Genomic DNA, 3,223 nt, shown 5'->3' on the forward strand with positions numbered 1-3,223 from the left:
ACTATTGCTTATATTAAAGTGAATGTTACTATGAGGAGCCGTATGCGGGAAAGCCGCACGTACGGATCTGTGAGGGGCTAAGATTGAGAGGTCTTAGTCTACTCGACTGTCCAGATCAGATCCTGCCGCTTCGCTTTTCTCTGCCTCGCTCTCTGCGGCATCTGTTTCTGCGCCTGTTTCCTGCGCAGTACTTTCTGCAGCACTTTCAGCTGCCGTTGTCTCAGCCTCTTTCTTAGAACTTCCGCAGCCAGTCAGGGACGATACTGTCATGCATGCAGCAAGTCCCAGTGCGATCCATTTTCTCATAATGTTGCTTCCTCCTCAGTCACATAAAATTTAGATTGTTTATAATATCCCGTTTCAGGGAAATAAAACCGTCATTCAGAAGATTTCTCTCCTCTGCCAGTGTCTCCACCGGATACACCTTTTTCACCAGGCCTTTTTCGATCACTACGATCCGGTCTCCCAGGATCAAAGCCTCATCAATGCTGTGTGTCACAAACAGGATGCTTCCCTGTTTTTCTTTCTGCACCCGCAAAAGCTCCTTCTGCATCTGTGCCCTCGTAAAATGATCCAGAGCCGCAAAAGGCTCGTCCATCATAATAAAATCTGGTTCATATGCTAACGCCCTTGCGATCGCCGCCCGCTGCTTCATGCCTCCGGAAAGCTGGGATGGAAAGGCTTTCTCAAACCCAGAAAGGCCAACTGTATGGATCAGCTTCCGGATCATTTCCGGATCCTGCCTGTTTTTCTTTACGCCAAACACCACATTGTCCCAGACATTCAGCCACGGCATCAGCCGCGGTTCCTGGAAGACAAACGCAGTCTTATGGTTTCCATCCCACAAAATCTCACCGCCATCCGCTTCTTCCAGCCCGCCGGTCAGGCGCAAAAGCGTCGTTTTTCCACAACCGCTCTGTCCCAGGATCACCGTGATCGTTCCAGCTGGAATATCCAGATCGATGCCATTTAACACCGGGACGGTCCGGTCCTCGACCTGGTAGGATTTCTGTATGTTTTTTAATCGAATTCCTGTCATTGCTGCCATGTTCTCCATTTTAACTATTTTTCACTATCCGTCCCTCTCACGGTTGCCAGGCACCAGCTCGTGACGAATCCAAATAACCAGTCTGTCAGGTATCCGACCAGTCCGATCACCAGAATACCAACAATGACCTTATCAGTCCGTGACATCTGCTGGGCAAAGAGGATCATATGCCCCAGTCCCGTGGATGCCGCCACCATCTCCGCTCCAATGATCGCACGCCAGCTGTAGCCCAGGCCAATACGCATCCCCACCAGAATGTCTGCCATCGCATACGGCAGTACGATCCGGAAAAACTTCTGACGTTTCGAATATCCAAACATCGTCCCGACCTCCAGAAGCTTTTTGTCACAGCCGGTAAAGCCTTTCACGATATTTAAATACATCGGAAAAAACGAAGCCAGAACAATGATCACTGTCTTGGTCGTCTCCCCAATCCCACACCACAGGATCAGAAGCGGGATCATGCTCAACGGCGGTACATTGCGGAAAAACTGCACTGCATGCTCATAAAAACCGGAAGTTGCCGGAAACAAAGCACGGAGCATGCCAAGCACAAATGCCAGAACAAAGGCGATAGTAAATCCTTTGATCACGCGCAGAAAGCTGATGCCAATGTCCCGCGCAAGTTCTCCGCTCTGCAGCATCTTCAAAAAACTTTGAAATACTTTTTGGGGTGACGGAAGCACATAAGCACTTAAAAGCTCCATACGGCACACCAGATACCAGGCCGCAAAAACAACAAGAACACCAGCAACAGGCTGAAGAAAGGATAACGGAATGCCGCTCCTGTCTCCCTGTTTTTGCCGGAAAGCACGGTCGGTGCGAATGTATGCTTTCTTTTTTTCCTTCATCGTACTCCATCCCCCATATGACAACCCTGGCTGCAGTAAAGCAATTCCAGAAGCAGCGGATCGCGCTTCATTTTGCCATATCCTGAATCTGAAACCTTTTTCCGTCTTTCAGATTCTCTTTCTGCTTTCTGTCCTGCAGCTTCTCCTTCTGATAAACCACCTGCCACCGCCTCACCGCTCTGCTCCAGATAAGTCTCAATCTCTTCTCTTCCGCTTAAGCTTACCACCGGGACCTTAAGATCTGCAAAAAATCCTGGTGGAATCGGGCTGGCCTCCGGTGCATCTTCCGGTGTCTCGCCAAGCTCAGCAAGGAAATCCTTCCAGCTCACAAAACGGGTCCGCGGCAATTCTAACGCATTCCCCTGCTCTGCCAGAATGCGGCAGGGTGTCGTGATAATCTTGTCTCCATCTGCCAGATCGCTTCTGGCACTGAGTTCCCTGGCACAATGGATCAGGATTGGCTCAATGTCCGCCACCTGAATGGGAACCCCCTTTTCTTCCTTATACCGCTCAATCATATTCACAGCCTCCGGACACCTGGCATCCGCCACCATTCCGTTTGCATGCTTCATCAGATTCTCATATTGTTTTTTCACGCTGCTACACCAGTCTTTGCAGCAGCGCACCTGCGTAAGATGATGCTCTGTTAAAATCCGCTCTAAATTCTGCTCCGATATCATACGCTCCGATACCGGATTGATCCATAAATATGTCAAATAATCTTCCTCTTGTTGTCTCTCTGTGTTAGTTCTCCGTTTTTCTCTATTCTCAATTTTCCGAGACATTTCTGGATTGCCGGAGTTCTCCTATAATTAGCTCTTGCTAACCGTGCTGATAAGCATACCAAAGTTAAAGTTAATTGTCAATTTGTATTTTTCTCACTTAGCGAACTCCTAATGAATATAGAAAAAAGCCAGACAAACCTGTCTGACTTCAACCTTATGACCTCGCCGGGAATCGAACCCGGGTTTACGCCGTGAGAGGGCGTCGTCTTAACCGCTTGACCACGAGGCCGTATTTAAATTTTAGAGGCATGTACCCTCAAAACCACATATTGAATTTCATCCGTTTTCTTCGTTTTCGCGGTTATTCATAGGTCTTCGACCTATTTCATAACATTAGCTTCGCCAATGTTTCGTCCAATCCACTCAAGTCCTTATGGAAGTAAACTTCCAACGGCCTTTCCTGTCTTGTCCGAACCGCTCCCTAACCATATTGGTTAAGCCCTCGACCTATTAGTGACAGTCAGCTGCACGTGTTACCACGCTTCCACCTCTGCCCTATCTACCTCGTCGTCTTCAAGGGGTCTTACTACTTGCGTATG

At 48.6% G+C, this 3,223-nt stretch carries 4 protein-coding genes, 1 tRNA gene and 1 rRNA gene; all 6 read right to left on the reverse strand.

The window, feature by feature from the left end; genetic code table 11:
* Positions 1-93: 93 nt before the first annotated feature.
* Positions 94-306, reverse strand: a complete 213-nt coding sequence (locus DXA97_RS19360; RefSeq protein ID WP_118721435.1) for a hypothetical protein — start codon at positions 304-306, stop codon at positions 94-96.
* Positions 307-325: 19 nt separating this feature from the next.
* Entirely contained in the window at positions 326-1,048 is a 723-nt protein-coding gene (locus DXA97_RS19365; RefSeq protein WP_347561712.1) for an ABC transporter ATP-binding protein, read from the reverse strand.
* Positions 1,049-1,062: 14 nt separating this feature from the next.
* Positions 1,063-1,899 carry an ABC transporter permease gene (locus DXA97_RS19370; protein WP_118721436.1) on the reverse strand — a complete coding sequence of 279 codons (837 nt, stop codon included), beginning with the start codon at positions 1,897-1,899 and terminating at the stop codon, positions 1,063-1,065.
* Entirely contained in the window at positions 1,896-2,615 is a 720-nt protein-coding gene (locus tag DXA97_RS19375; protein ID WP_118721437.1) for a hypothetical protein, read from the reverse strand. Before DXA97_RS19375 ends, DXA97_RS19370 begins: the two co-directional genes overlap by 4 nt.
* A gap of 226 nt (positions 2,616-2,841) precedes the next feature.
* Positions 2,842-2,913 (reverse strand) — tRNA-Glu (locus tag DXA97_RS19380).
* A gap of 201 nt (positions 2,914-3,114) precedes the next feature.
* A 23S ribosomal RNA gene (locus DXA97_RS19385) occupies positions 3,115-3,223 on the reverse strand; the annotation flags it as partial.

This window comes from Clostridium sp. OF09-36 (genome assembly GCF_003481985.1).
Lineage (GTDB): Bacteria > Bacillota > Clostridia > Lachnospirales > Lachnospiraceae > Brotaphodocola.

Coding starts and splice junctions, on each gene's coding strand:
- DXA97_RS19360 (WP_118721435.1), bottom strand. CDS start 306: ATGAGAAAATGGATCGCACTGGGACTTGCTGCATGCATGACAGTATCG.
- DXA97_RS19370 (WP_118721436.1), bottom strand. CDS start 1,899: ATGAAGGAAAAAAAGAAAGCATACATTCGCACCGACCGTGCTTTCCGG.
- DXA97_RS19365 (WP_347561712.1), bottom strand. CDS start 1,048: ATGGCAGCAATGACAGGAATTCGATTAAAAAACATACAGAAATCCTAC.